General features: G+C 45.1%; 3 protein-coding genes and 1 pseudogene. 2 read left to right on the top strand and 2 right to left on the bottom strand.

What is annotated here, in order from left to right:
• Nucleotides 1-105: 105 nt before the first annotated feature.
• Nucleotides 106-1,725, top strand: a complete 1,620-nt coding sequence (locus QVD32_RS12620; RefSeq protein ID WP_118687486.1) for a hypothetical protein — start codon at nucleotides 106-108, stop codon at nucleotides 1,723-1,725.
• A 615-nt stretch (nucleotides 1,726-2,340) separates the two neighbouring features.
• On the opposite strand, the gene mdh is transcribed toward QVD32_RS12620, so the two are convergent.
• Together mdh and QVD32_RS12610 are read right to left on the bottom strand one after the other, a co-directional pair.
• On the bottom strand, nucleotides 2,341-3,279 hold the full coding sequence (mdh, locus tag QVD32_RS12615) for a malate dehydrogenase (protein ID WP_008861236.1): 939 nt from the start codon (nucleotides 3,277-3,279) through the stop codon (nucleotides 2,341-2,343).
• A gap of 190 nt (nucleotides 3,280-3,469) precedes the next feature.
• Entirely contained in the window at nucleotides 3,470-4,081 is a 612-nt protein-coding gene (locus QVD32_RS12610; protein ID WP_008861237.1) for an L-threonylcarbamoyladenylate synthase, read from the bottom strand.
• A gap of 139 nt (nucleotides 4,082-4,220) precedes the next feature.
• Here QVD32_RS12610 and QVD32_RS12605 point away from each other — a divergent pair.
• A pseudogene (locus QVD32_RS12605) lies at nucleotides 4,221-4,421 on the top strand (sugar nucleotide-binding protein); the annotation flags it as partial.
• Nucleotides 4,422-4,506 lie beyond the last annotated feature (85 nt).

The raw sequence follows: 4,506 nt of genomic DNA, 5'->3' as shown, positions 1-4,506 counted from the left end.
TCGCCCGGAGCGTATATCGTCACCCTATCGAACGACCGGGGCGGACGCATCGTACAGAAAGTGATGATAAAATAAAGGATAAAACTAACGGGAAGGAACCGAAATATGAAAAGACTATTGCTATTGATTGCCGTGTCGATAGTATGGAGCGGTAGCGTCTTGCAAGCACAGGAATACGTCCCCTTTGTACACAAGGGGGCTTGTGGCGACACCTATGCATATGACCCTTACGTGAAAGATTGTGACTTTGGTTATTATAATTATAACTGGGGCAGTGTTTCGGGATTTACCCATTATAGGATACAAGGCGAAACGAACATGAACGGGAAGACTTACAAAGGTCTGTATTCCCTCACCGGAGATTCTTCTGCTTCTTCGGAACAGACCCTCATAGCTTTTGTGCGGGAAGAAAATAAAAAAGTCTACTTTATGGACGGCGAGAAAGAATGGCCGTGGTATGATTTCACTTTGGAGAAAGGCGATACATGGACAATCGAGGCCGAGTCTCCGCTCTCTCGGCATGGGGAGGAAATAGAAGTCGTCGTTTCGAATGTAGATACGATAACCATAGGAGGAAAATCTCGGAAACGCATATCGTTTCAAGGCTATTATTCGTGGGTGGAAGGATTAGGAGATATGGAAAGCCTGCCTTTTCATACCTTTTATGGCATACCTACCTGCCCCTGTGGAGATGATATGCATTACTATCGAGTGAACGGAGACTTTGTTTTTAAGGCATCTACTTATTGGGGACTCCCCATAGTAGACCCGTTTATAGACGGCAATTACATTCCCTTTATCAAAGAAGCCGATTGGACCTATTACGATGCAGCCCCAAGCGGGACAACGATATTTCCCCGATATCATTTGGCTGCAAATGTTTTCAATTCCGAAGGCGTTTATATGAACGATAACGTCTATTACTGGCTGTATCGTTACGAAGGTTGCGATTTCGATGAATCCGTTTCACGACAAAAGTTGGTACTGGTGCGGGAGGAAAACCAAAAAGTCTACGTGCTCGATAGTATAGATGGGAAATATGTAGATAAACTCTTGTATGATTTTACGCTGGAAGTAGGCGACACCCTGCGCATGGACGAAGGGTCGTATTATCACCGACCCGAAGATGGCGATGACTGGAATGCAATACCGGGTCGGAAACGGTGTGGCGACCGCATGTACCGGAAAAACGACCCTTATGGAGAACTCGATCCCTATTCGGGATTTGAAGTAATAGGTATAGACTCGATAGTCGTGGACGGGCAAAAACGAAAGGCTATCACTTGGAACAACGGCAACACATGGGTAGTCGGATTGGGTGAAATCAATGAATATCCTTTGGCTCAATTCTATATGGACTATACGACATGTATAACACCTCCGTTTTACCTATTGTATCAGAAAGTAAATGGAGAATATTCCTACGAAGTGTTGGCAGAACATGATTTTACGCCCGATCCATGTGTAAGCGGTATCGTCGAAAATAAATCTTCTTCTCTGCGTATCGCCCATACCTCCGATGCCCTGATTGTGACCTTGCCGGGCACAGGCTATCGATTGGCCGAGCTCACCGAGATGACCGGCCGCTTGGCGTGGTGCGCCTACTTGGACGGCGAGGCGGGAGAAGTAACGATTCCCACCGCCACCCTTTCGCCCGGAGCGTATATCGTCACCCTATCGAACGACCGGGGCGAACGCATTGTACAGAAAGTGATGATACAGTAAACTGAATAAAAGGTATTGAAGGGATTCGGCAAGAAATCAAAGGAGATTAGCGATAAAGTTTAGCGACGAATTTCTTGTCCGACAACCACATTTCAGACTCTTCGGTAAGGGGTTGAAAGCACTGTTTAATAGATTCTTAATAAAATCTAACCCCTCCGTCACGTCGTGCCACCTCCCCTATATTTTGCGTTGCAAAACACAGGGGAGGAGTGTGTGAATGCCCTACAATACCGCAGGGTATAGGTGAGGGAGTTAAAGGGCATTCTCCTTTTGAGGTAGAAGGATAGATTTTACACTTCTTCCCCACAGCACCACGAGGTGTTGCACATAAATCGAAGCAGGAGCAAAAAGCAAAGACAATTCAATAGAAAGGCATTAACCTCCTCCTCTGCGCACGTATGTGCGATAGGGGAGGTGGCACGAAGTGACGGAGGGGTTAAAAAACAGAAGAATGATAGTGTCAAAAGATTTCTACACTCCTCCCCTACCGTGTCCCGCAGCATTACGGGGTGTCGTAAAGCGATATAAGAGTATCCTCTCTCGAAGTCATGCAAAAAAATACCGCCCGATATACGTTCATATCGAGCGGCATTCTATATTCAAATAGATCGAATTCTATTTCAAAGCGTCGGCAAGAGCAGCATTAGTTTTATGAACGGCAGCAGCACTCTTGGCAAAAGCCTCTTTCTCAGCAGCGTTCAATTTCAACTCAACCACTTTTTCAATACCGTTTTTACCCAATACACAAGGTACGCCTATGCAGAGGTCTTTCTCCCCGTACTCGCCTTCCAGCAAAGCGCTGCAAGGAACCATACGTTTCTGGTCGCCCAATACAGCCTCTACCACAGAAGCGGCAGCAGCACCCGGAGCATACCATGCCGACGTTCCCAGCAATCCGGTCAATGTAGCGCCACCCACCATCGTGTCGGCAGCAACTTTCTGCAAAGCCTCTTCGCTCAGGAATTCGGTAACGGGAATACCCTTGTAAGTAGCGAAACGAGTAACAGGAATCATAGTCGTATCGCCGTGACCACCGATTACGAAACCTTCTACCTCCGACAGATTGGCATTCAACGCTTGGCTCAGATAATATTTGAAACGAGAGCTATCCAAAGCACCACCCATACCGATAATACGGTTTTTGGGAAGACCTGATACTTTATGAATCAAATAAGTCATCGTATCCATCGGGTTACTTACACACAAGATAACAGCATTGGGAGAATATTTCAAAACATTCTCTACGACCGACTTCACAATGCCGGCATTCACTCCGATCAACTCCTCGCGAGTCATACCCGGTTTACGGGGAATACCCGAAGTGATAACAACCATATCCGAATTGGCGGTAGCCTCATAGTTGTTGGTCACACCTTTGATACGCGATGCGAAACCTGCCGTTACAGCAGCCTGCATCATATCCATAGCCTTGCCTTCCGATACACCTTCTTTAATATCGAGCAAAACGACTTCGTCTGCAATTTCTCTGAATGCTAACACGTTTGCACAAGTAGCGCCAACGTTTCCAGCTCCGATAACCGATACTTTTGACATAATTGTTTGATTTTAAAATTAATATATGATAATACCTTTCTTGTTCTCTATGTTTCGCAAATTTACAACTATTTCCATATTATGGAAAAATTTCCTCAATTAAAATTGTATAAACTTTGCATATTCTTTTAAGCAAAATTTAAAAACAGCTATACATCTAATAGCCAACAAATTAACAAATCCACATAGATTATTCTTGCAAATCGCCCTTACCTTCGCGCAATACCACAGGCTCGTCTCCCGTACAATCGACCGTAGTCGACGGTATCGTACCGCCCTCGCCTCCGTCGATAATCAAATCGGCGACCGATTCATAACGTTCAGCTATCAACTCCGGATCCGTCCCATATTCAGGCTCCTCATCGTCAACAGACACCGACGTCGTCAATAACGGATTGCCCAACGCCTCGACCAACGCCAACGTAATGGCATGGTCGGGAATACGCACCCCCACCGTCTTGCGGTTTTTATAAATCTTAGGCAGGGACGAGCTCGTAGGCAATATAAAAGTGAAAGCCCCCGGCAAATTACGTTTCAACAGCTTGAAATACAAATTATTCAGTTTGGCATATTCACTCACCCAACTCAATTCCCGACAAATAATCGACAGATTGACTTTTTGAGGATTGATTCCCTTAATCCGGCAAATCCGCTCCACAGCACGCACGTTCAAAGCATCGCAGCCCAACGCATAAATCGTATCGGTAGGATAAATCACAATACCCCCTTCGCGCAACACCTCCACCGCTTTTCCTATCTCCGTAGCGTTGGGATTCTCCTCGTATATTTTCAATCGCCTCATCGCACAAGTTTAAGTGTCGCTAAGATAACGAACTTTTCATATTTCAACAATATTTAAAGAAGAATATAATATGTCGCCACAAAAATATCTTTTAAATTTCCGCTTGAAGACAGCTATGAATAAATTAGAAGGCGGAAATATGTCTATAGCTGATATAGCCTATCGCGTAGCTGAGGTATTGAAGTTGGACCGTTCCCTTATTTTGCCTGTCACTACGGAAGAAATGCAGGAAGCCACCCCTCGTCCCCGTTTTAGCGGCCTGAGTATTGCAAAAGCAAAACGAGAAATCAATTATACTCCACATACCCTTGAAGAAGGGATAAAAGAGATGTTTACATGAATAACGATACCCTTATACTACAATCGAAACCTTATACAGATAAAGTAATCGGTTTCGCCGGTCCTACCCCATTGGAGATCATATT

It is taken from the genome of Barnesiella sp. (genome assembly GCF_022723415.1).
GTDB lineage: Bacteria > Bacteroidota > Bacteroidia > Bacteroidales > Barnesiellaceae > Barnesiella > Barnesiella intestinihominis.
Note: the sequence above shows the minus strand (reverse complement) of the source record. Positions and strands in the feature narration are given on the sequence as shown.

What these genes read in the sequence shown, in the direction of transcription:
- QVD32_RS12620 (WP_118687486.1), top strand. Translation starts at nt 106, where the DNA reads ATGAAAAGACTATTGCTATTGATTGCCGTGTCGATAGTATGGAGCGGT.
- mdh (WP_008861236.1), bottom strand. Translation starts at nt 3,279, where the DNA reads ATGTCAAAAGTATCGGTTATCGGAGCTGGAAACGTTGGCGCTACTTGT.
- QVD32_RS12610 (WP_008861237.1), bottom strand. Translation starts at nt 4,081, where the DNA reads ATGAGGCGATTGAAAATATACGAGGAGAATCCCAACGCTACGGAGATA.